The sequence below is a fragment of the Collinsella aerofaciens genome, from assembly GCF_039752955.1.
GTDB lineage: Bacteria > Actinomycetota > Coriobacteriia > Coriobacteriales > Coriobacteriaceae > Collinsella > Collinsella aerofaciens_BI.
Map to the genome: position 1 here is coordinate 42919 of NZ_JBDMHB010000008.1, position 23644 is coordinate 66562.

The window sequence follows — 23644 nt, forward strand, 5'->3', positions numbered from 1 at the left end:
GTGTGCAGTGCCTGTGAGCGGGGCGTGTGCAACATCTGTTCTTGACGTGCATCGCGACGGGCGACCATCCGCATTAAATGACGGGGTGTACCATGAACGGCAGTTTGTTACTGGCTGTCGAGAGGACGGAAAACTTGGTTCGACGTGGTTCGCATCCGCGACTTTCGGTGATCCTGATTGTTGAGGGTTCGCCCAGTTATACGATGCGCGCTCTCGAGAGCATCCAGAACCAAGACCTCTACGATTTGCAGATTGTCGTCGTTTGCCGCGGCGTGGTAGCTGGCGTGCGCCATTCGCTCGAAGTTGCTGCCGATAGAGACATTCATATTGATTTGATTGATGTTGAGGACCCAGTGCCTGGCGCCTGCCTGCGTGCCGGCTTTGCGGCTTCGCGCGGCTCCCAGATCATTGCGATGAATGCCAATGAGTGGTTTGCGCCGCAGTCCCTTTCGCAGATGGTCCAAAGCTCCTGCGACGCTTCTGCTGACATCGTGTTTCCCTCTGTTTCGCTCGATCGCTACGATGCTCACCGCGAACGTCATTCCCGAGTTTTGGACGCGACATCCGTTTCTGAAGATGAGGACCGGGCGGCTTGCCTGACCCAATTGGTTTCCTGTGGTTTAATCCGACAGACCTCTGGCGTGCTGTATGATCGCGCCCTCTTTGAGGCGTGCCTTGCGCACGGCGATGCGTTTCACACGGTGTCTTTTTTGACGTTCGCGCTTTCGCGGGCAAAGCGCGTTTCGGGATGTGGCCGTGCCCGTTTTCATGCAGTGGCGCCGTCGATTACGGAGACGTTTGACCCCACGATGTTTGCCAAGCTTTCTGATGATATCGGGGCGCTCGACAGGCTTGCCGACTCGCTTGCCGTCGCGGGCGGTGGCGATCAGTTGAAGCTGGTCTGCCAGCGGTATTACTACGCCGGCCTGGTTGCCTGCATCGAAAATTTGTGTCTGAGCCCCCATGGTGTATCTTCAATAGAGCGTTCGGCCCGTTTGCATGATATGCTCGAAGCGCAGCGTACCCGTCAGATGGTTGCGGCTCTTAAAGGCAATCATCGGGGCCTAGGTCTGCTCTATGGTTCGATAGCTAGTGCCAAGCCTATGCGATGTGCGTTGTATACGCATCTGGAGGCTTTTTTCAATCGTTCGGGCGTCCGGACTGTCTAGTAGCGTGATTTTCGAAATAAATTGCATGGAATTGTTTCGAAATGCGTTCTTATTCACTAAAACCCTCAAATAGCGCTAAACTATTCAATTACTAAGTGATTGTCTCCGCCATCTTTTGGAGTGAGGTTTTGTATGGCCAAAAAACGCAATGGGCGCCAGGATGCCATCAGAGATATTGTTCGCAATAAGGACGTACGTACGCAGCGCGTTTTGGTAGACGAGCTTCGCGCCATGGGTTTCGATTGCACGCAGGCGACCGTTTCGCGCGATATCGCGGACATGGGACTGCGTAAGCTCCCCGAGGGCATCTATGTCCTTGCCGAGGACCTGCATCTGCAGCGCATGGTTTCCGAGTTGGTTACCGGCGTACTGCGCACCGATAATCTGGTTATGATCAAGGCACAGCCCGGTACGGCTTCTGGTATTGCCGCAGCGGTCGATGCTGCGGAGCTGCCCGACGTGCTTGGCTCGCTTGCCGGCAACGACACGATCTTAGTCATTGCGCAGACGGCCGAGGACGGCGAACGCCTTGAAGCGCTCATCAACAAGCTGAGTAACTCTCACAAGTAGGGGATGCGTGGCACTGCTGCTGTGCCGATTGTTGCTATAGGTAATTGCCGAGGGCGTTGACGAAGGCCAGCGCCCTTTTGCATGCCAGTGCCTGTTGCTCTATCGGTCCTGCAGCCGGGGCCGTCGTGGCGTCTTGTGGCATCTGTCGAAATAAAGAAGCGCCCGAGCAGCGTACGTGCTGCTCGGGCGCCTTGGTGTCAGATGCCGCTTTGCGCCTACTGGCCCGTAGAGGGGTCGGGCGTGGGCGTAGGACCGGGGGTAGGCGTCGGCGTGCCACCGTCGCCACCCGTGCCGCCATCGCCACCCGTGCCACCGTCGCCACCTGTCGTACCGCTATCGCCGGTGGTGTTACCGCCCGGGGTTTCAGTGGTCGTGGTTGTCGTTGTCGTTGTGGTGGTTGTGGTCTCTTCCTCTTCTTTTTCCTCGTCTTTATCCTCTTCGTCTTTCTTTTTGTTGTTTGTGCCGTAGAACTTCCAGACGTTATTGTTCTTGTACGTGGGAGCCGTTCCGGTCTGGAATTCCTCGCGCTCGGTGCCCGCAAGAACGGTGTTCATGAACTTCTTAAAGACGGGCAGGTTGGTGCTGTCGCCCAGCAGGTCCGAACCGTACTTTTGGATGGGAATCTCGCCTGCGGAATAACCGGTCCACAGGGCGCATGCCAGTTGCGGCGTGAAGCCGCAGAACCACAGGTTGGTGGTGTTGTCAGTGGTGCCCGTCTTGCCGGCATAGGGCTGGTTGACGTTCAGCGCGCCGGCGGCACCCGTGCCGCTGCCCTGCATGACGCCGGATAGAACATCGGTAACCGCGGCAGCCTCGCCTTCGGTGAGCACCTGCGTGGGATTGTCGGTGTGCTGGTACAGAACCGAGCCGGTACGCGAGTCGATCTCGGTAATGGCGATGGGCTGACGGTAGTAGCCACCGTTGGCAAACGTTGCGTAGGCAGATGCCATCTCGAGCGGTGAGATGGACCCGGTGCCGAGCGTCATGACGGGAACGTCCTCGATATTGTCCTTGGCGGGATCGATGCCAAGCTTTTTGACGAGCGACATGATCTTGTCATTGCCGATGGCTTCGGCCACCTGAATGTAGCCGGTGTTGGATGAGTATGCCGTTGCCTGCTTAAGCGTGATGTTGCCATAGCTCTGGTTGCCGTAGTTTTGCACCTCGGTCGTGGTGCCCTTGGCCTTGAGCGGCGAGTTGCAGTTGAGGGTGACGTTGGGGTTCATACCGTTTTGGATGGCAGTTGCCAGCGTAAAGGCCTTAAACGTGGAGCCCACGGGGCGCTTTGCCGTAGCGTGGTTCACGTGATTCTCGTCGGCGTTGTAGTCGTAGCCGCCTACCATGCACTTGATATAGCCGGTCTTGGGGTCAACGACGACCATGCCCATGTCCAGGCCGTCGAGCGAAAGCGTGTCGAGCTGCGAGCGCACAGCCTCCTCGGCCACCTGCTGCATGGTGGGGTCGATGGTGGTCTTGACGGTCAGACCGCCCTTAAAGAGCACGTCGGTGGAGAACTCCTGCTCAAGCAGCTGTTTAACGTAGGAGACAAAGTAGGGCTGAGAGTACACATCGACGCCACTGCCCGAAATCTCGGTCACGTTAAGCGTGATGGGCTCAGCCTGTGCGGCATCGTGCTCTTCCTGCGTGATGTGGCCCAGACGCAGCATGTTGTCCAGAACCTTATTGCGGCGGGACAGCGCCAAGTCGGGATTAACCGTGGGGTCGTACTGCGAGGGCGAGTTGGGAAGGCCGATGAGCAGCGCGGCCTCGCTCAGGGTGAGGTCGGCGGCGGTTTTGGACAGATAGGTCTCGGCGGCGGCCTCGATTCCATATGCTCCATGGCCGTAGTAGATGGTGTTGAGGTACATCATGAGGATCTCGTCTTTGGAGTACATATCCTCCATCTTGATGGCGATATAGGCCTCGCGCACCTTACGCTCGATGGTCGAGTCGAATTGTTCCTCCTGCAAGATGGTGTTGCGAACCAGCTGCTGGGTGATGGTCGATGCGCCCTCGTGGCCGCCGGTGAGGGTTGCCACCGATGCGCGTGCAATGCCCCAGAGGTCGATGCCGCCGTGCTCGTAGAAGCGCTCGTCCTCAACGTCAACGGTGCCCTGCAGCACGTACGGGGACACTTGGTCCTTGGTGATGGACTTGCGGTTTTGCGTGTAGAAACTCGCAATGGTGTTGCCGTTGCAGTCGACGATGTCGGTGGGCTCGCTCACCAGATACGCGTTGGCATCGGTGTAGTCGGGCAGATCGGACAGCCAGCGGTTGACGTTGCCGATCATGCCGATGCCAAACGCTACGCCCGCGATAAGCAGAAAGCCCAAAAACGAGAGCAAGATCATGGGAAGGGCATGCGTCTTAGAGCGACTGCGCCCCTGTCGTTGGCGAGGACCCATATATTGACCTCCAGGTATGTCGTGCCAGGCGGCAGGTGTTATGCCTGGCAGGATGGACATAAGTTATTACACGATAAACCAAACGAGGCACGCGGGGCCTCGTGTATGCTGGATGACGGCATTTTTCAGAGTGAATGCATACCTTGGTGAGGAGTTTACCGATGGCGATTCGGCCGATGGAACCGAGCGGACAATGCGAAAGCGAGTTGGCGGCGGCTGGAGTGGCGCTGCCCGAACTGCTGGCGCCTGCTGGCGGGCTCGACCAGATGCTCGCGGCGATTGCGGCGGGTGCCGATGCCATCTATGCGGGGCTGGACGGATTCAACGCTCGAGTGAGCGCGCATGGCTTTAACGATGATGAGTTCGCGCGCGGTTGTGCCGTGGCCCATGCCCGTGGCGTGCGTGTGTACGTGACGCTCAACGTGTTCGTGTTCGATGATGAGCTTGCCGACGCCGTGGCGTTGGGGGCGTATGCGCATGCGTTGGGTGCCGATGCGTTGATTGTGGCCGATGCCGGGCTGGCCTGTGCGCTTCGTGCGGCGATTCCGGGGGTCGAGATTCACCTGTCCACTCAGGCGGGCGCTCATAGCGAGGGTGCCGTGCAGTTGGCTGCCAAGGAGTTGGGCGTTGAGCGCGTGACGACTGCGCGCGAGCTGAGCGTGGCGGAAATTGAGACGCTTTGCGCTACTGGCGTGCCCATCGAGGTGTTCTGTCACGGCGCTATTTGCATTGGATACTCGGGTGCGTGCGGGTTCTCTGCCCTTCGACGTGGCCGCTCTGCGATGCGCGGTGATTGCACGCAACCGTGCCGTCTATCCTATGACTTGGTGGACGAGGCGGGGCAGAGTGTTGTCGCTGTCGAAGGGGATCGCCTGCTTTGTCCGCGTGACTATCTGGGCATCGCGCATCTGCCCGAGCTTGTTGCCGCCGGCGTGGCATCGCTCAAGATCGAGGGCCGCATGAAGAATCCCGACTACGTCTTTAACGTGGTGAGGGTGTGGCGTCGGGCGCTCGATATGCTGCGCGACGGCACATGGGATGCCGATGCGGTGCCGGCGCTTGAGCGCGAGCTGGGAAGGTCGTTCAACCGCGGCTTTACCGATGCGTATCTGCGGGGTCGTTCGGGCGCCGAGCTCATGAGCTTTGAGCGCGCGATCAACCAGGGCGTGCGCGTGGGCCATTTGGTGGCGGTGGGTCACGAAGAGGTGACGGTTGAGCTTGATGCCGCCGTGGCGGCGGGCGATACGCTCGAAATCCGATTTTACCCGGGTGCCGACGCGCGTCCCGATGTGCCCAAGCGCTGGCCACAGGTGCCTTGCCCCGTGGATGCCGCTGCGGGAGAGCGCATCGTCGTGCATTGCAAACGCAAGGTGGACGCGGGCTGCGAGGCCTATCTGATTCGCAGTGCCGGCGTGCTGGGGCAGACGGCAACGGTGTTGGAGCGCATGCGGGTCGAGGCAGATGCGGTCGCGCCTGCTGAGCAGTCCGTTGAGGTACTGCCGTTTGAGGGCGTTCTGGCAGATGGCGATGTACCGACGGAGTTGGCGGGACCGGCGGAGCCGGCAAAGCATGAGGCTTTTGCTCGTATGGTCTTTGCCTGGGAGCTGATGGATTTGGATCCGCGCGATGAGCGGGATCTGTCCGATGCGACGGTGGTGCTCGACGAAGTGTGCCGCGCAGGCGACGCCGAGCGGACTCGAGCGCTTATGCAACGTGCCGGGCGTATTGTTTGCCGCAACCTGGGGCAGGTGGCGATGGCCCGCGAGCTGGGCACGACGTTTGACGTGGCGGCGCCGGTGTTCTGCGCCAATCGGGCCACGCTTGCCTGGCTGCGCGGGCTTGGCGCGAGGTGGGTATACTTGCCTGCCGAGTTGCTCAGCAATGACAGGGAGCGTATTGCCGAGCTGGCTGCTGAACCCGGCGTCTTGGGTCCGTTCGACGCCGACTGTCCCGAGCTTATGGTGTGCGAGCACTGCCTGCTGACCGCCGAGGGCGTCTGCGCCACCGATGCGACGGGGCAGGTCCGTTGCCGCGACTGCTTGCGTCGTCGGCAGGTGCGCTATCTGGTCGAGCGTGACGGTACGCGTCTGCCAGTTGCCATCGACGCATGCGGCAGGACGAGGATTTTCCTGTCGTAGATGCTGCGTCGCGTCAGTTTGTTATCATAAGAGAGTTTATGGACTTCCAGCACCGCCGTTTTCGGCGAGGGTGCTATAGCAAAAGGAGGATACCCAATGCTGTCTGTTGACGAGCAAATGCGTATCATCACCTCGGGCGCCGCGCAGATCGTCCCCGAGGCCGACCTTCGCAAGAAGCTTGAGAAGGGCGAGCCCCTCAACATCAAGCTCGGCGTCGATCCCACCAGCCCCGACCTGCACCTGGGCCACGCCGTGCCGCTGCGCAAGATGCGTCAGTTCCAGGACCTGGGCCACAACGTCACCCTCATCATCGGCAACGGTACCGCGTTGATTGGCGACCCTTCGGGCAAGAATTCCACCCGTCCGCAGCTTTCGCAGGAGCAAATCGAGGCCAATGCCGAGACCTACGTGAGCCAGGCCATGAAGATCCTGGATCCCGAGAAGACCACCATCGTGCACAACGGTGACTGGATCTTGTCGATGGATCTGGCTGGTCTGCTGCAGGTGTGCTCCAAGTTCACCGTCGCCCGTATCCTCGAGCGCGACGACTTTACCAAGCGCTACCAGTCCCAGACGCCGATCGCCCTGCACGAGTTCCTGTACCCCGTGATGCAGGCTTTCGACTCCGTGCAGATCAAGGCCGACGTGGAGATGGGCGGCACCGACCAGCTCTTCAACCTGCTTGCCGGCCGTGAGCTCATGGAGAAGATGGGCATGGAGCCACAGATCGCGCTCACCATGCCGCTGCTCGAGGGCACCGATGGCGTCCGTAAGATGTCCAAGTCCTACGGTAACTACATCGGCCTGACCGACGCGCCCAAGGATATGTTCGGCAAGACCATGTCCATCCCCGACGAGATGATCGGCAAGTACTACCGCCTGGCGAGCTCGCTCACCCCGGCCGAGGTCGACAAGATCGACGCTGCCCTGGCCGACGGCTCCGCCGATCCCTATGAGCTCAAGCGCGCTCTGGGCCGCGACCTGTGCGACACCTACCACGGCGCCGGTGCAGGCGACGAGGCTCAGGCCGAGTTCGACCGCGTGTTCAAGGAGGGCCAGCTCGCCGACTTCCCCGAGAAGCACATTGAGCTGACTGTTAACGACGAGGGCCAGATCTACCTCGCCGGCCTGCTCAAGGACCTGGGCCTTTCGGCCAGCGCCGGCCAGGCCCGTCGCGACATCGACGGCGGCGGCGTCAAGATCAACGGCAAGGCCGTGGCTCCCAAGAGCTACAACATCGACCCCAGCGCCCTCAAGCTGGGCGACACCCTCTCCGTGGGCAAGCGCAAGGGCTTTAAGTTGATTTAGTTACGCGGTTTTACCAAACCGCGTAACGACTCGACGCTGCAAACCCGCCAGAGCGGCAATCTGCCTTTCAACTTCGGCGGCATGACCAGAAGGTCAATGCCGCCTCGTTTCAAGGCACCTTGCTCGCTCTGGCGGGTTTTCGCTGTCGTTGCCAAAACAGCGGCGTTTTTGTTGTCGGGACGGCAGTTAGTAGTTGTTGGGTAGTCGTTGGGGACGTTCTTGAATGACTAGTCGTTTAAGAACGTCCAACGACTACCCAAAGCAGCCTGTCCCCATTGCGCCAAGCGGCGTGTGCCGTTAAGCGGGGAGGCGTATTGCTGACCCATCGTTTGGGCATACAATGGCTATTGGTTTGCTGCGGTGAAGGCCTGTCCGCTCCGCAGCTTTTTTCTACGGTTAAAGGAGTATGTATGTCCGTTGAGGTCATGAGATCTGTGATCGAGGCCGCCGAGGGTCGTGTGCCCGTTGACACGCTGTTTGCCAACGCACAGATTGTCGATGTGTACGGCCAGCGCGTGGCGCCCGGTAGCGTTGCCGTCAAGGATGGCGTGATCGTCGGTGTGCTCTACGATGGTCGCGACGATGCCGCCGGTACGTATGAGGCTGCCGAGGTCATCGATTGCCAGGGCCGCTATCTTGCCCCCGGTTTTATTGACGGACACTTGCATATCGAGTCTTCGAACATCCGCCCTGCCGAGTATGCGCGCATGGCGGCGACGCGCGGTACCACCACTGCCATTGCCGACAGCCACGAGATCGCCAACGTTTCCGGCCTGGACGGCCTGCGCTTTATGATCGAGGACGGCCGTCGCGCGCCCATTTCCATCAAGTACATGATGCCCTCGTGCGTGCCCGCGCTGCCCGATGAGCAAGCAGGCGCTGTGATTACCGCCGCTGACATGCAGGCGTTTTTTGCCGAGCATCCGGGCGATGTCTTTGGCCTGGGCGAGATGATGAACCTGCCGGGCGTCTTTATGGCCGATCCCGAGACCTGCGCTCGAATCGACGCTGCCAACCAGACGCCGTCCAAGCAGGTTGACGGTCACGCGCCGCTCGTTGCCGGCAAGGACCTCAACGCCTATGCCGCAGCAGGTATTATCGCTGACCATGAGTCGACGATTCCCGAGGAGGCACTCGACAAGCTGTCTCGCGGCATGTACGTGATGCTGCGCGAAGGTACGTGCAGCCATGACCTGGCCAACCTGTCGCCGATGCTGCTGGAGAATCCTGCCCGTGCCCGCCGTTGCTGCTTTGCGACTGACGACCGTGCTCCCTCCGACGCGCTTGCGACCGGCATGATCGATAACGCCTGCCGCGTGGCGATTGAGGCCGGTATCGACCCCGTGGTCGCTATCTCTATGGCGTCCCTGTCCACGGCCGAGGCGTTTGGCCTGGACCACGGTTGCCGCGACCCGCACGAGCTGCGTGGCGCCATCGCCCCGGGCAAGCGTGCCGACCTGCTGGTGCTCAATGACCTGACGTTTGCCACGGCTCCGCATCGCGTATATGCCGCCGGTGCCCTGGTGGCGCAGGACGGTACCTTTGTGGGCGAGATTGCACCCGAGATGGCCGAGGTTGCGGCCCTTGCCGATGAGCTGCGCGCCTCCGTTAAGCTGCCGAAGCTTTCGCTCGACGTATTCGACTATGCCTTTAAGCCGGGCGAGGCCGTGATTGACGTGGTGCCGGGTAAGGCCATCACGGGTATGGCTCGCCCCGAGAGCGCCGAGGGCCTGCGTCGCATTATGCTGATCGAGCGCCATGGCCGCGGCGTGTCGTTGCAGGCCGAGGGCGCCGACGGCGATGGCCCCGCTGGCCTGGGCCTGGTCGGCAAGCATATCGGTCGCGGCTGGGTGCGTGGCTTCACCATCACAGGCGGTGCCATCGCCTCGACGATCGGTCACGACTCGCACAACGTATGCGTGGTGGGCGACAATGCCGCCGATATGATGGCTGCCGTCGAGGCCGTGGGCCAGGGCGGTCACGTACTGGTGCGCAACGGCGAGGTCGTGGCGCGCATCCCGCTGGCGCTCGGCGGCCTGATGAGCGAAGGCACGGCCGAGGATGTCGCCGCGCAGCACGACGACTTTATGGTCAAGGCGCGCGCCATGGGCATCGAGCCGCCGCTCGACCCCATCATGGGCATCATCTTCCTGCCCCTGCCGGTTATCCCGACGCTCCGCATCCGCCCCGAGGGCATGTTCGACGTCACAACCTTCACCTACGCCGACTAGTCATCGGGGACGTTCTTAAACGTCTAGTCGCCTGCGACACTCTTTGACGTGTTGCCTGGCGCTGCGACCGTGGGACCTCTGACGCGCGTGAGCTATTTGCTAGGTCCTTGTAACGTTTGCGCCCGCGGAGTCTTACCTGAGCTCCCTTTGGGTACGTTGGAATTGGATACACGTTCGATTCCAACAAGCCCGAAGGGAGCTTTTCCATGTTTAAACTGATTGCATCCGATATGGACGGCACGTTGCTTGACGAAAACAGCCAGGTGCCTCCCGAGACCTACGAACTGATTCTGGCGCTACACGAGCATGGCGTGCATTTTGCCGCATCGTCAGGTCGCCGCTACGATCGCCTGTGCGAGTTCTTTGCGCCCGTTCGCGACAAGATGGACTTTGTCGCCGCTAACGGTGCCCAGGTCTACGCCGACGGCAAAATGGTAGACCGTGAGGTGTATTCGCACCTGGCGATTCGAAAGCTCGCCCAAGCAGTCGCGACGTTTCCCAATCTGCATCTTGCGCTCTTTGACCGAACCAAGTCCTTCCTGCTCGATGACGAGTGCAAGTTCGTGCGTGAGGTCGATAAGGACCTTCCCAATGCCGAGCGTATTTGGGAGCTGCCCGATCCCAGCGTAAATATCATCAAGGCGAGTATCTTTTGCGATGACGGTGTCGTTATGGACAGCGCCTACGTGCTACAGCGCGAACTTGGTCAGCTCTTTACTTTTGCGCCTTCGGGCAACGCGTGGATCGATGCTATGCAGCCCGGTGTGTCGAAGGCCTCGGGCATCGCGCAGCTCGCGGAACACTACGGCATTGGACGCGACGAGGTCATGGCGTTTGGCGACTCGATGAACGACTACGAGATCATTCGCTTTGTCGGCACGGGCTGCGCGATGGAAAACGCGCGCCCCGCGCTCAAAGCGGTTGCCGATCGCGTCGTAGGCTGCAACCGCGACCACGCCGTTCAGCAGGAGCTCCGTCGCGTGCTGGAGAGTCTCGCCTAATTCGGCAGATGGAGACGTTCCTTTTCTGTCGGCAGCCGGGGACAGTCTTTGCGGCGCCCCGCGAGGAGTGTCCCCAACGACTACTTAGCTACCCTGCCGGGTTGATGCTGCTAGGCGAGGGCGGCCATGATGGTGCGGGCGACGCCGTCGTGGTCGTTGTCGTATTCGGTGATGGCGTCGGCGGCCTCGTGGTCTTCGGGTTCGCCGTTGATCATGGCCATGCCGTGGCCCGCTGTCTGCAGCATGGGGATGTCGTTGATGTTGTCGCCGAACGCCCAAGCGTCGGCGAGACGCTCGCCCAGGTGCTCGCATAGCCACGTGAGGGCCGTTCCCTTGGTGGCGCCCTCGCCCATGACCTCGATATTCATGGCGTACGAACGCGTGACCTCAATGCCTCCGAGCGTGTCGAGCTCCGACGCGATGGCGTCGCGATCGGCCGGGTCGTGCCAGTACATGGCGATGCGTTCGAGCGTCTCGACCTCGTCGATCTTGCTGTCGATATCCATGTCGATCGGTGTTCGTGTGCGCTTGAGCGAGGCTGCGATATGGGGGTCGCCGCCGCAGAATTCGTCCAGGCGCGTGTAGAGCGAGCGGGGGAGGAAGCACTGCCCATCCGCGAAGATATCGAAGGTCACATCGTGGCCGGCGGCGATGCGATGGATGCGATGGGCGATGCCGCAATCGAGCGGACGGCTCAATATGCGCGTGGCGTGTGAGGCGTCGGTGGGCACGTCGTCGTCGAGCTGCCAGACGCTGGCACCGTTGGCACAGACGGCATAGTGCACGGCGGGATGGGCGAGGATGGGCTCAAAGATGCCCGACAGCGGACGTCCCGTGCAAGGCACAAATTCAATCCCGCGTCGAGCGAGCTCGTCGAGCATCGTCCAGGCGGCATCGCTCATCTGCTTATCGCTCGTCAACAGCGTTCCATCCATATCGGAAAACACAATCATTTGATGCAGCCCTTTCTGCTGGCATAAAAAGCGTGGCCGAGGGCGGTGATGCCCTGGCCACGCTCGAGTTCTATAACGGTCCGCGTTCTAGCGGTCGGCGAGCGGCTTGTATTCTAGCGGCTCGATCACCGGACGGTATGCCGGGCGGATGATGCGATGCGCGCAGAAGAGCTCTTCCATGCGGTGTGCCGACCAGCCGGCCATGCGGGCGACGGCGAACAGCGGCGTAAAAAGCGTCTCGGGCACGCCGAGCATTTTGTAAATAAAGCCCGTGTACAGGTCGATGTTGGCGCAGATGGGCTTGGTCATGCCGTGGTCGCGCATCACCTGCGGTGCCAGGCGCTCGATGCGCTCGATGAGCGCGAACTCCTCGCCCAAGTCCTTCTTGGCGGCAAGCGTGCGCGCGTAACGGCGGCACACCTCGGCGCGCGGGTCGCTGAGCGTGTAGACGGCGTGGCCCATGCCGTAGATGAGACCCGTGCCGTCGAAGGCCTGCTTGTCGAGAATCTTGCCCAGGTAGGCTGCGACCTCGTCCTCGTCCTCCCAATTGGAGACATGCGCACGAATGTCCTCGTGCATGGACACGACCTTGGCGTTGGCGCCGCCGTGGCGCGGGCCCTTGAGCGAGCCGATAGCCGCGGCGTAGGCGGAATACGGGTCGGTGGCCGAGGAGGACAGGACGCGGCAGGCAAACGTGGAGTTGTTGCCGCCGCCGTGCTCGGCATGCAACATGAGCATAACGTCGAGCAGCATCGCCTCATCGCGGGTGAACGCCATGCCGCCGCGTAGGACCTGTAGGATGGTCTCGGCGGTGGAGAGGCCGGGCGTGGGGTGCGGCACGTGCATCTCCGAGCCGTGGCGCTTGGCGACCGATGCCATGTGCGCAAAGGCGGCGATACGGGGGAGACGGGCGAGCATGGAGATGGCGACGTCGATTTCGTGCTCGGGTGTAATGGCGTCGGGCTCGGCATCGAAGGCGTAGAGCAGCAGCACGGCGCGCTGAAGCACATTCATGATGCTCGACGACACCGTGGTCATGGGGAACTCACGGACGTATTCGTCGCTCAGGTGCCTAAAAGCACCCAGGCGTCCGCAAAAACCGTCAAGCTCTTCCTTGGTGGGTAGAGAGCCCGTGATGAGCAGGTAGGCGACCTCTTCGTAGCCGTAGCGGTTCTCGGCCTGGGCGTTGTTGACCAGATCCTCGATGCTGTAGCCACGAAGCGTGAGTTTGCCCTGATCGGGCACGACCTTACCGTCGACCTTGTTGTAGCCGTGCACGTCCGAGATGCGGGTAAGACCCGCGACCACGCCCGAGCCGTCAGCATTGCGCAGGCCGCGCTTGACATTGTGCTCGACAAACAGGCCCTCGTCATAAGGGTCGGTCGGCAGGCCGTGGTAGAGGTTTTCGCTCTCAGACGAAATCTGGCGGCTTGCTTCGTAATCCAGAACCAGGCGGCTCAAGTGGTCATCGAAGCGGTAATAGATTTTCTTGGCGTCGTAGGCCATGCGTGCTCCTCTCCGGGCCGCATCGGGGTGACTTGCATGGGCATGCGCGCGTCAGGCTATCCCCAGCGGCTTGTTCGCTACAGGCGGTACATAAAGTTAAAAACGTCCTCGCGCTGAATGGACACGTTGACGCCCGAAAGCTCGCCTGCCTCGGCCAGGGCCTTCTGCAGCTCGGCGAAGTCGAGCTTGGACTCGGCGGTGTCGGCCAGCATAGTCATGGTGAAGATGTCCTCGATAATGGACTGCGTGATGTCGCGGATGTCGACGTTGGCCTCGCCCAGAACACGGGTGACGCCGGCGACAATGCCGGGGCGGTTCTTGCCAAGGACGGTGATGACGATGCGGGAGGACGAGATCTCGGCCATGGGAAACCCTTTCGCGTGATTGCGGCGCGCGGGGGCGCTCCGCTACGGTACAGTGTTCATCATTGTACCTGTCCCGCGCAAAAAAAGGCACCTTTGCTGCGGCGTTACACGTCTGCAACATGGGGCGCTTGTCTCGCGGGATGTATTTTTGGCACCCTGGACAGGTCAGGCGGTTCCTGTTGGCGCCGCGATCGGGCAGACGCGCCTGTGCGCTCCGGTGCAAAGACCGTGAACCTTTTGTGGGACGCTCGACGCCGTGGTACCATAGCCGAGTTTGTTGTCTTGGTCGGAAACCAAGACGCCTTATGCGCTGATCGGTAACCAGCGCCTGACCAATAAGGAGTCCTACCATGAAGCAGGGTATCCATCCCCAGTATGTCGAGTGCACGGTGACGTGCTCCTGCGGCAACACCTTCAAGACGCACGCTACTGTGTCCGAGATGAAGGTCGAGCTTTGCAACGAGTGCCACCCGTTCTACACCGGCCAGCAGAAGTTCGTCGACACCGGTGGACGCGTCCAGCGCTTCGCCGACAAGTTCGGTGGCGCCGCTGCCGCTCAGCTCAAGAAGGCCGAGGAGGCCAAGGCTGCCAAGGCCGCCAAGGCTGCTGAGGCCGAGGCCGCTCGCAAGGCCGCCGCTGAGGCTAAGGCTGCCGAGAAGGCCAAGCGTGCCGCTAAGTTTGCCGAGGAGGCTGCCAAGCAGGCCGCCGAGGCTCCCGCAGAGGCTCCCGTCGAGGAGGCCGCTGCCGAGGCCGAGACCACCGAGGCTGCCGAGTAAATAGCTCGCCGCGGAAACACTCGCATTCATGGCATAAGGGCCGCGCATCCATTTGGGTGCGCGGCCCTTTTCTTTTTATTGGTGCAAGCTAACCCGTTCCCATTGCACCAGGTTGGTGCGTAAGGGGCGGGTCAGCTTGCACCAAATGGCAGAGAGACAACGTTTTCCCAGATAAAAGCTGCCAAAATAAACCAGTCCCTTTTTGGCAGGTTGGTCATAGTTATTACGTGGCGGTTGAGGTCGACCGCATAGGCGGCGTCTTGTTTGGCTAAAGTACAAATATCTGTGTTTAACTCGTCCAAGGTTTCATGCCGCGGGCGATGGCCAAAAAGGAAAACCACATGGGATTCATGTCAAAGTTGCTGTCCTTTGGATCTGATAAGGACCTGAAGCGCTACTACAAGATCGTCGACAAGATCAACGGTCTTGAGCCCCAGTTTGAGAAGATGACCGAGGAGGAGCTCCGCGCCCAGACCGATAAGTTCCGTGAGCGCTACGCCAACGGCGAGTCGCTCGATGACATGCTCCCCGAGGCCTTTGCCACCGTGCGCGAAGCTTCCAAGCGCACCATGGGCATGCGTCACTTTGATGTACAGCTCATCGGCGCCATGGCGCTGCACGAGGGCCACATCGCCGAGATGAAGACCGGCGAAGGCAAGACCCTCGTCTCCACGCTGGCCGGCTATCTCAACGCTATCGCCGGTAAGGGCGTGCACGTCGTCACCGTCAACGACTACTTGGCCAAGCGCGACTCCGAGTGGATGGGCCGTATCTACAAGTACCTGGGCATGACCGTCGGCCTGCTGCAGAACAACATGCCGCTCGAGCTTAAGCGCCCGGCCTACCAGGCCGACGTCACGTACGGCACCAACTCCGAGTTTGGCTTCGATTACCTGCGCGATAACATGGTCACCCGCCCCGAGCAGCGTGTTCAGCGCGGCCACAACTACGCCATCGTCGACGAGGTCGACTCCATCCTGATCGATGAGGCCAGAACGCCGCTCATCATCTCGGGCGCCGGCACCAAGTCCGCCAGCACCTACAAGGACTTCGCGCGCGCCGTGCGCGGCCTTGAGCGCGGCGAGGACGTCTCGCACGACATGCTCACCGCTACCGAGGACGTGGAGCCCACGGGCGACTTCGTCATGGACGAGGCCAAGCACACCATCGCCGCCACCGAGCGCGGCCTTAAGAAGATCGAGCGCCGCCTGGGTATCGATGACATCTATGCCGACCTTTCGGGCCAGCTGGTCAACCACCTGCAGCAGGCGCTGAAGGCCCAGTACATGTTCCACCGCGACAAGCAGTACGTGGTCACCAACGGCGAGGTCAAGATCGTCGACGAGTTCACCGGTCGTATCATGGAGGGTCGCCGCTATTCCGAGGGCCTGCACCAGGCCATCGAGGCCAAAGAGGGCGTGCTCGTGCGCGAGGAGAACCAGACCCTTGCCACCATCACCCTGCAGAACTACTTCCGCCTGTATGACAAGCTCTCCGGCATGACCGGTACGGCGCTCACCGAGGACGCCGAGTTCCGCGAGATCTACAAGCTGCCCGTCGAGGTCATTCCCCCCAACAAGCCCGTGCAGCGTGTTGACCACGAGGACCTGGTCTACCGCACCATCCAGGCCAAATACAACGCCGTTGCCGACGACGTTGAGCGTCGTCACGCCAAGGGCCAGCCGGTCCTGGTGGGCACCGTCTCCATCGAGAGCTCCGAGAAACTGTCCGCCGCCCTCACTAAGCGCGGTATCGCGCACGAGGTCCTCAACGCCAAGCACCACGAGCGCGAGGCCCATATCGTGGCCCAGGCTGGTCGCTATGGCGCCGTGACCATCGCTACCAACATGGCCGGTCGTGGCACCGACATCCTGCTGGGCGGCAACCCCGACGAGCTGGTGCGCGAACGCCTGGAGTACGAGGGCCTGACCATGGAGGACGTGACGCCCGAGCAGCTCGAGCAGTTTAACGCCGAGGCCAAGGAGACCTGCAAGGCCGAGCGCGAGCGCGTGCTTGCCGCCGGCGGCCTGACCGTTATCGGCACCGAGCGCCATGAGTCCCGTCGTATCGACAACCAGCTGCGTGGCCGTTCCGGTCGTCAGGGCGATCCGGGCGAGACCCAGTTCTACCTGTCGCTCGAGGATGACCTCATGCGCCTGTTCGGCGGCGACAGGATGGACCGCGTCTCCAAGATGATGGTCACGGCCGACATGGGCGACGACATGCCCATCCAGCACAAGATCATTTCCAAGGCCGTCGAGAATGCCCAGCACAAGGTCGAGAGCATCAACTTCTCCATGCGTAAGAGCGTTCTTGAGTACGACGACGTCATGAACAAGCAGCGCCAGGTCATCTACGCCGAGCGCAACAAGATTCTGGACGGCAAGGACCTGACCGACCACATCACCGAGGTCATGCACGATACCGTGTACCGCTGTGTTCAGGAGTTCTGCACCAAGGACAGCCACGAGGGCGAGCGCGATCTTGAGGGTCTGCGCAAATGGGTCGTCGAGCTGACCGGGCATATCGATACCCCTCAGTTCCCCGACGAGGACTTTGAGGCCCTGGCCGCCGATGTCTTGGCTTATGTTGAGAAGTGCTACAACATGAAGGCCGAGCGTCTGGGCGAGGACCTGATGCGCGAGCTCAATACCCAGGTCATGCTGCGCGTCATCGATACGCGTTGGATGAACTACCTGCAGGAAATGGACTACCTCAAGACCGGTATCGGCCTGCGCGGCTTTGGCCAGCGCGACCCGCTGGTTGAGTACAAGACCGAGGCCTACGGTGCGTTCCAGATACTCGTCGATACCATGTACGAGGATTACCTGCGCACTGTTCTGCGCATTGAGCTCAAAGCTGCCCCGCAGGCTGTGGAGCACAAGGAGGACCCCGCCCTTAAGGGTGCGCGCTTCTCTGGTCCCGCCGAGGTCGATGGCGACAACAGCGATTCGGTACTGCGCAAGCAGGCTCAGGTGCAGGCCCGCACCGCCGTCCAGGGTGGTCCGGCTGCCGTTAACAACGGTGGCAAGGTGACGACCTACCGCAAGTCCGAGAGCGATGACCCCTATGTCAACGTGGGCCGCAACGACCTGTGCCCTTGCGGTAGCGGTAAGAAGTTTAAGTACTGCCACGGCAGGAATCGTTAATGGCCGAGACTCTAGAGGTAACTCCCGCCGAGTTGGACGCGTTTGCGGACCGACTCGGCGAGGTCGAGTCGTATCTCCATTTGGACGAGAAGCGCACCCGCGTGGCGGAGCTCGAGGCCAAAAGCGTCGCCCCGGGCTTTTGGGACGACGCCGATGCCGCTCGCGCCACGATGGAGGAGATCGCACGCGCCAAGGAGGACATCGCCGCCGTGGATACCGCGCGCGGTGAGCTCTCCGATGCGCGCGCCGCGTTGGAGCTTGCCGAGGAAATGGGCGATGACCCCGATGCCGCTGCGCTGCGTGAGGAGGCTGCCGCCACGGCGGAGCGCCTTTCCCGCGCCATCGACGAGCTTGAGCTTGCGAGCTGGTTTACCGGCGAGTTCGATCACGGCGACGCGATTGTGACCATCAAGCCCGGGCAGGGTGGCTTGGAGGCCCAGGATTGGACCTTCATGCTCTTTAAGATGTACATGAAGTACTGCCAGCGCCGCGGCTGGAAGGTTACCATCAACGATTGCCCCGCGGCCGAGGTCATCGGCATCGATCGCGCGACCTTTACCGTCGAAGGCAAGGATGCCTTTGGCATGCTTCGTGCCGAGGCCGGTGTTCACCGCCTGGTGCGCATTAGCCCCACCGACGACAAGAAGCGCCGCCAGACTACGTTTGCCGGCGTCGAGGTCATTCCGGTGCTACCCGACGATATCGATATCGAGATTAATCCCGATGACATTCGCGTCGACGTGTACCACGCAAGCGGCCCGGGCGGTCAGGGCGTCAACACCACCGACTCCGCCGTGCGCGTGACGCATTTCCCCAGCGGTATCGTGGTCACGTGTCAAAATGAGCGCAGCCAGATCCAGAACAAGGCCGCGTGCATGCAGATCCTCAAGGCTCGTCTGTACGAGATTGAGCTCGAGAAGCGCGCCGAGGCGCTCGATGAGATCCGCGGACCCAAGACCACGATTGGTTTTGGCAACCAGATTCGCAGCTACGTGCTCTACCCGTACCAGATGGTCAAGGATCTGCGCTCGGGTGTGGAGACCAGCAATGTCGAGGCCGTTCTTGACGATGGCGACCTGGACCCGTTTGTTATTGGCTACCATCGCTGGGCTACCGGCAACGCCGATGCAGAAGGCTCGGAGGTCTAAAACATCGGGTGGCTTCAAGCCGATGCCAAACCCAACGGTTGGACGGGTTTGTATCCAGAATAAACCCTGCGCAGGGGTGGTTTTTGTCCGGCGAATCGGTAGAATCGAATACAAGAAGAAGTTCAAAGCGCATCCGTTTGGGTGCGCTTTTTTGAGGGAGGCAGCATGGCATATCGTCTGGACATCAAGCGCATTCTTTCGATGAACTTCTTTCACGACCTGCCCCAGATCATGTTGGGGTGTGCCTTGGCCGCCATCGCGACCGACTTGTTTTTGATTCCCAACGGTCTTGCCGCCGGTGGCGTTACGGGCCTTGCCACCATTATCCAGGCGGTCGGCGCGGCGCGCGGCCTATCGCTTCCCGTTGGTATTCAGACGATCGTGATGAACGCCTTGCTGTTGTTGGTCGTTATGCGCGAGGGCGGCATGTTCTACGTGGTGCAGACCGCGACGGGCTTTGTGCTGCTGGGCTTCTTTACCGATCTGTTCGCCCCGTTTGTAGCACCTCTGGCGGATGCGGACCTGATGCTTCCCGCTATGTGGGGCGGCATTATTACGGGCATCGGTTACGGCATGGTGTTGCGCGCCGGCGCCAACACCGGCGGCTCGGACACGATTGGCCAAATCATCTCGCGTAACACCTCACTGCCGGTGGGCTCGACCGTCATGGCGATCGATGTTGCCGTATGCGCGCTGTCGGCTCCGGTCTTTTCAATCGAAAACGCACTATATGCAGGCCTTTCGATGGTCATTAGCGGCTACGTGATCGATGCCGTGGTCGATGGTGGCAACAAACGCCGTATGGTACTCATCATCTCGGACAAGTTCCCTGATATCGCTGCCGATATCATGTATGGCCTGGGTCGTGGTTGTACCAAGTTTAAGGCGACTGGCATGTATTCGGGTGCCGAGAAGCCAGTGATTATGGTCATCGTGAGCCGTCGAGAGCTCAATACCCTCAAGACGATCGTGCGCGAGCGCGATCCTCATGCCATCGTGACGGTTGCCGACGTTACGGAAGCCTTCGGCGAGGGATTCAAGGACATTAGCGCGTAGGGTCGATCGCGTTCCATCCAAAAGACGTTCACATTGATAAACCGTTTCATCAGCGGTTCTGCCTGCTAAATTGTTCAAATAATGATAAAAACTCTGGTAAAGCCATCAGTTTCCAGCATAATGAATGACGTACGTGCATTGCGGCTGTGTTGGGATTACCTTTCCGTGCCGTGCGCATTTTGTCTAATGAGGATGAAAGGAAGGCACAATGAGCGACGAAGAGCTCAAAAAGGTTGCCAACGAGGTAAGGAAGGGCATCGTCACCGGCGTGCACGCTGCCAAGTCCGGCCATCCGGGCGGTTCGCTCGGCGCTGCCGACATCATGACCTATCTGTACTTTGAGGAAATGAACGTCGACCCGGCCGATCCCCGCAAGGCCGATCGCGACCGTTTTGTGCTCTCCAAGGGCCATTGCGCTCCGGGCCTGTACGCCGTGCTCGCCGAGCGTGGGTTCTTCCCCAAGGAGGATCTCGAGACGCTGCGCCATATCGGCAGCCACCTGCAAGGTCATCCCAACATGAACGACACCCCGGGCGTCGATATGTCCACCGGCTCGCTCGGCCAGGGCATCTCCGCCGCCGTGGGCATGGCGGTTGCCGCCAAGCACTGGGGCGATACTTACCGCACGTACGCCCTGCTGGGTGATGGCGAGAGCGAGGAGGGCCAGGTCTGGGAGGCAGCCATGTTTGCCGGCAACCAGCAGCTCGATAACCTCTGCGTGATCGTCGACCACAACGGCCTGCAGATCGACGGCCCCGTCGAGGAGGTCAACGACCCCATGCCGCTCGCCGACAAGTTCCGCGTCTTTAAGTTCCACGTGGTGGAGCTTGCCGACGGCAACGATTTCGATCAGATCCGCGCCGCCTTTGCCGAGGCCCGCGCCACCAAGGGTCAGCCGACCGCCATCATCGCCGAGACCATGAAGGGCAAGGGCGTTTCCTTTATGGAGAACCAGGTTGGTTGGCACGGCAAGGCCCCCAACGATGAACAGTTTGAGCAGGCCATGGCAGAGCTCACGGCCGCCGGAGAGGAGCTCTAGGATGGCAGACGTCAAAAAAATCGCCACGCGCGTAAGCTACGGCGAGGCCCTCGTCGAGCTCGCCAACGAGCACGATGACTTTGTGGTCCTCGACGCTGACCTGGCCGCCGCCACGCAGACCGGCAAGTTCAAGGCCGCCTGCCCCGATCGTTTCTTCGATGTGGGCATTGCCGAGAGCAACCTGATGGGCGTCGCCGCCGGTATCGCGACCACCGGCCGCGTTGCCTTCGCGAGCACCTTTGCCATGTTTGCCGCCGGCCGCGCCTTTGAGCAGGTCCGTAACTCCATCGGCTACCCGCATCTCAACGTTAAGATTGGCGCCACGCACGCCGGTATCTCGGTGGGCGAGGACGGCGCCACACACCAGTGCTGCGAGGATATCGCCCTGATGCGCGTCATCCCTGGCATGACTGTGATCGTTCCTGCCGACGACGTCGAGGCCCGCGCCGTGACGCGCGCCGCCTACGAGTGCGACGGTCCGGTGTACATGCGCTTCGCTCGTTTGGCCTCGCCGGTTATCAACGACCCCGAGACCTACAAGTTCGAGTTGGGTAAGGGCATTGTCATGCGCGAGGGCGCCGATGTGACCATCATTGCCTGCGGCCTGATGGTCGGCGAGGCTCTCGAGGCCGCCGAGCAGCTCGCTGCCGAGGGCATCGACGCCGAGGTCATCAACATGCACACCATCAAGCCCATCGATGCCGACCTGATCGTCAAGAGCGCCACCAAGACCGGCCACGTCGTGACCGTCGAGGAGCACTCCGTGATCGGTGGCTTGGGCAGCGCCGTCGCCGACGTCCTGTGCGAGCAGTGCCCGACGCCGCTCAAGAAGATTGGCGTCAACGACACCTTCGGCGAGTCCGGCCCGGGCGCCGAGCTCCTGCACAAGTACGGCCTGGACGCCGCCAACATCGTGGCGACCACCAAGGAGTTCTTGGCATAAGGCAAGGCGGATCTCAAGGACTGCTTCGCCAGAACTATAAAACTGTTTCGCCAGTACTATGGAAGCCCGGCAGGGGCGCTCTCATGGAGAGCGCCCCTGTTTCAGTTGCGGTGAAATAAGGACTGTTTGCCAGCTTAAAGGCTCAATTAATCCGTATTTCACCGCAACTTTCGAAGGCGTTCTCGCTTTTGCTGGCGGCGGCACGACGATTGATTGCTGCCTGGCACAGTGCGGCAACGTCGGGGGCGTCGTCGCCTTTATATGTCATGGCGAGTAGGGCGGCATCATAGATTTCGTCGTTGGTCATATCGCTGGCATCGATGGGGCAGAAGGTGAGTATCGAATTCTGCTCAGCGAGCTCGGCGAGATTGATCGTTTCGCCTGCGGTAAAGACATCGTCGAGGACGAGCGTCGCGCTCGTACAGGGAATTTGATAAATCTTGCCATCAGTGGCGATGGGGGAACCTGCCGCCTCGAGCGTGTACACACCTTGAATGAGGCTGATACCGGAACCGTCGGAGGCGACGAACTCAACCTTGTCGACCGTTATCCCGTCGACAGTCTTGCCCGTAATGTGTATCGGGACACGTGAGGCCCCGCTATCGGTATCCCAACCTGCGGCAGAGATGTTGAGCACAATAGCATGCTCCGAATGAGCCGATATAAAACAAGACAATGCTTGCCGCAGATGAAGACCCAAACAACTGCCGCCGACAATGGCAATTGCCAACATGCAGGTAAGAACAACCGCAATGTGATTCCGAGGCTTTACCCGAATTGCAGAATTAGTCGACATGCCATGGATGGTAACCCCACATGTTGTGCAATACCTCACGCCATTGCGCAACTCAGTACCACAATAAGGACAATTCATACCAGCCCCCACAACCATAGACGTTCCAATCGAGGCCAATGTAAAGCGATTATTCAAATTCGAGTTGCGCAACAATTAGCCTTAATTTAAGTTGCGGTGAAATAGGGACTGATTAGACCTTTTAACTGGTAAAACAGTCCCTATTTCACCGCAACTCATGAAGACGCTGTTAGCGCCGGAATAATTTAGCCAAATATAGTCGGCCGAGATTGACCAATCCCGGCCGACCCATTTTAGCCAACACGCCCGCATCTATGACTTTCCTATCGCTTCCCTACATCCCCTCGGGCTGGATCCCCCTCACCTTCACCGCCTGGGGGACGGCCTCCACCGAGTAGGTGTCGAGTCCCCTGCCGCGGTAGCTCGGGCCCCGCATCACGAACACCGACGCCTTGTCGAACAGCCTGTCGAGGGCGCAGAGGAGCGTGTCGTCGCCCGTGAAGAACTCATCCCACCCGCTCGGGGCGATGTTGCTCGTGAGGACCATCGCGTTCGGCCCCCCCTTCTCGTAGCGCCTGTCGACGACATCGAAGAACAGGTCGGTGCACGGCCTGTCGTAGACGCATCTCCCCACCTCGTCAACGATGAGGCACGACGGCTTGACGAGCGAGGAGACGACCCGCGAGGTGTTTCCCCGCTGGACGGCCTTCTGGAACCTGTCCCTGAGCTCGGTCGCCTTTATGTAGTAGGTCTTGAGCCCCCGCATGCAGCACTCGCGCCCGTAGGCCTGCGCGAGGTGCGTCTTCCCTATGCCGCCGGGCCCGACGAAGGCGACGTTGCGGTGCGCGTAGAGGTCGGCCAGCGACGGGAGCTTGCCCAGCGCGGCCGCGTCCCGGCCCTGGATCCTGGAGAAGTCGAAGCCCTCGAAGGTCTTGGGCTCGCGCCTGGGCAGCCTGCTCAGCCTCAGCAGCGTCTCGATGGAGGCGAGCCTCCTCTTCTCCGCAAGGTAGGAGAAGGTGGCGGCCACGGCGGCCATCTCCCCGTCGCCGAGGTCGAGGTCCGAGGCGAGGGTC

Annotated in this window: 18 protein-coding genes; 12 read left to right on the forward strand and 6 right to left on the reverse strand. The window is 60.9% G+C overall.

The window, feature by feature from the left end:
* Positions 1–92: 92 nt before the first annotated feature.
* Together ABHR75_RS03460 and ABHR75_RS03465 are read left to right on the forward strand one after the other, a co-directional pair.
* On the forward strand, positions 93–1169 hold the full coding sequence (locus ABHR75_RS03460) for a glycosyltransferase (protein ID WP_346963636.1): 1077 nt from the start codon (positions 93–95) through the stop codon (positions 1167–1169).
* Positions 1170–1301: 132 nt separating this feature from the next.
* Positions 1302–1739, forward strand: a complete 438-nt coding sequence (locus tag ABHR75_RS03465) for an arginine repressor (protein WP_022094272.1) — start codon at positions 1302–1304, stop codon at positions 1737–1739.
* Between the two features lie 215 nt (positions 1740–1954).
* Here the strand turns inward: ABHR75_RS03465 and ABHR75_RS03470 are convergent, their stop codons facing one another.
* The gene (locus tag ABHR75_RS03470) at positions 1955–4144 is read right to left on the reverse strand and encodes a transglycosylase domain-containing protein (protein ID WP_346963637.1); all 2190 of its coding nucleotides are present in this window, start codon (positions 4142–4144) and stop codon (positions 1955–1957) included.
* Positions 4145–4305: 161 nt separating this feature from the next.
* Between ABHR75_RS03470 and ABHR75_RS03475 the strand changes: the two genes are divergently transcribed.
* The 4 genes from ABHR75_RS03475 to ABHR75_RS03490 all read left to right on the forward strand — a co-directional run bounded on the left by ABHR75_RS03475 (position 4306) and on the right by ABHR75_RS03490 (position 10822).
* Positions 4306–6282 carry a U32 family peptidase gene (locus tag ABHR75_RS03475; RefSeq protein ID WP_346963638.1) on the forward strand — a complete coding sequence of 659 codons (1977 nt, stop codon included), beginning with the start codon at positions 4306–4308 and terminating at the stop codon, positions 6280–6282.
* A gap of 96 nt (positions 6283–6378) precedes the next feature.
* Positions 6379–7590, forward strand: coding sequence for a tyrosine--tRNA ligase (gene tyrS, locus ABHR75_RS03480; RefSeq protein WP_346963639.1), 1212 nt, complete (start codon positions 6379–6381; stop codon positions 7588–7590).
* Between the two features lie 410 nt (positions 7591–8000).
* Positions 8001–9821: an adenine deaminase gene (locus tag ABHR75_RS03485; RefSeq protein ID WP_215694737.1), complete on the forward strand. Its 1821-nt coding sequence runs from the start codon at positions 8001–8003 to the stop codon at positions 9819–9821.
* A 206-nt stretch (positions 9822–10027) separates the two neighbouring features.
* Positions 10028–10822, forward strand: coding sequence for a Cof-type HAD-IIB family hydrolase (locus ABHR75_RS03490; RefSeq protein ID WP_346963640.1), 795 nt, complete (start codon positions 10028–10030; stop codon positions 10820–10822).
* A gap of 110 nt (positions 10823–10932) precedes the next feature.
* On the opposite strand, the gene ABHR75_RS03495 is transcribed toward ABHR75_RS03490, so the two are convergent.
* The 3 genes from ABHR75_RS03495 to ABHR75_RS03505 form a co-directional block, all read right to left on the reverse strand.
* The gene (locus ABHR75_RS03495; RefSeq protein ID WP_346963641.1) at positions 10933–11775 is read right to left on the reverse strand and encodes a Cof-type HAD-IIB family hydrolase; all 843 of its coding nucleotides are present in this window, start codon (positions 11773–11775) and stop codon (positions 10933–10935) included.
* A gap of 87 nt (positions 11776–11862) precedes the next feature.
* A complete protein-coding gene (locus ABHR75_RS03500; protein WP_346963642.1) occupies positions 11863–13281 on the reverse strand; it encodes a citrate synthase in 1419 nt (472 codons plus the stop codon).
* A 77-nt stretch (positions 13282–13358) separates the two neighbouring features.
* A complete protein-coding gene (locus tag ABHR75_RS03505; protein ID WP_006235289.1) occupies positions 13359–13646 on the reverse strand; it encodes an ACT domain-containing protein in 288 nt (95 codons plus the stop codon).
* Between the two features lie 350 nt (positions 13647–13996).
* On the opposite strand from ABHR75_RS03505, the gene rpmE reads away from it, so the two are divergent.
* From rpmE to ABHR75_RS03535, 6 genes are all read left to right on the forward strand, one after another.
* Complete coding sequence (rpmE, locus tag ABHR75_RS03510) at positions 13997–14422, forward strand: 50S ribosomal protein L31 (RefSeq protein ID WP_006235303.1); 426 nt, start codon at positions 13997–13999, stop codon at positions 14420–14422.
* Between the two features lie 341 nt (positions 14423–14763).
* Positions 14764–17571 (forward strand): preprotein translocase subunit SecA, encoded by a 2808-nt coding sequence (gene secA / locus ABHR75_RS03515; RefSeq protein ID WP_343000647.1) that lies wholly within the window; start codon positions 14764–14766, stop codon positions 17569–17571.
* Positions 17571–18719: a peptide chain release factor 2 gene (prfB, locus tag ABHR75_RS03520; RefSeq protein WP_346963643.1), complete on the forward strand. Its 1149-nt coding sequence runs from the start codon at positions 17571–17573 to the stop codon at positions 18717–18719. Before secA ends, prfB begins: the two co-directional genes overlap by 1 nt.
* 165 nt (positions 18720–18884) lie before the next feature.
* Positions 18885–19775, forward strand: a complete 891-nt coding sequence (locus tag ABHR75_RS03525; RefSeq protein ID WP_195247200.1) for a YitT family protein — start codon at positions 18885–18887, stop codon at positions 19773–19775.
* Positions 19776–19983: 208 nt separating this feature from the next.
* Entirely contained in the window at positions 19984–20814 is an 831-nt protein-coding gene (locus ABHR75_RS03530; protein ID WP_346963644.1) for a transketolase, read from the forward strand.
* A gap of 1 nt (position 20815) precedes the next feature.
* Positions 20816–21757, forward strand: coding sequence for a transketolase family protein (locus ABHR75_RS03535; RefSeq protein WP_006235309.1), 942 nt, complete (start codon positions 20816–20818; stop codon positions 21755–21757).
* Positions 21758–21899: 142 nt separating this feature from the next.
* Here the strand turns inward: ABHR75_RS03535 and ABHR75_RS03540 are convergent, their stop codons facing one another.
* Both ABHR75_RS03540 and ABHR75_RS03545 read right to left on the reverse strand, forming a co-directional pair.
* The gene (locus tag ABHR75_RS03540; RefSeq protein WP_161145531.1) at positions 21900–22394 is read right to left on the reverse strand and encodes a hypothetical protein; all 495 of its coding nucleotides are present in this window, start codon (positions 22392–22394) and stop codon (positions 21900–21902) included.
* 511 nt (positions 22395–22905) lie between these two features.
* Positions 22906–23644: ATP-binding protein (locus ABHR75_RS03545; protein ID WP_346963645.1), on the reverse strand; the 739-nt coding region annotated here is incomplete at its 5' end.